This is a genomic window from Mesorhizobium sp. M5C.F.Ca.ET.164.01.1.1 (genome assembly GCF_004792125.1).
Lineage (GTDB): Bacteria > Pseudomonadota > Alphaproteobacteria > Rhizobiales > Rhizobiaceae > Mesorhizobium > Mesorhizobium wenxiniae.
Genome location: NZ_SRTG01000336.1, coordinates 1 through 332 on the forward strand (window position 1 = coordinate 1; position 332 = coordinate 332).

A 332-nucleotide genomic window follows, 5' to 3' on the forward strand; every position below is an offset into this window, starting at 1 on the left:
CTGGGCTCTAGCCCGGCCAGCCGACACCGGGTGCCGGCGCTTCAATGCCGAGCACCTGGCCGGTGCGGGCATCGCTGACCATGTGCTCGAAGCCGCGCCATTCGGCGGCGGTGATGAACAGCGTTTTCCTGTCCGCACCGCCCAGCATGCAGGCAAAGCAGCCGCGATCGGCGGTGACGGTCTGCAAGACGTCGCCGCCTTCGCGCACCCGCACGCAGTGTTTGTTGGGCACGTCGGCGTACCAGACGCAGCCCTCGGCATCGATGCATATGCCGTCGGGATAGTCGCCGCCGAGGTCCGCCCAGCCGCGGCGGCCGGCAAGGCTACCGTCT

Annotated in this window: 1 protein-coding gene; it reads right to left on the reverse strand. The window is 69.3% G+C overall.

Annotated elements, in window-relative coordinates:
• Positions 1 to 7: 7 nt before the first annotated feature.
• Positions 8 to 332 (reverse strand): SMP-30/gluconolactonase/LRE family protein (locus EN807_RS33720; RefSeq protein WP_135938032.1); only part of this gene is annotated, 325 nt, incomplete at its 5' end.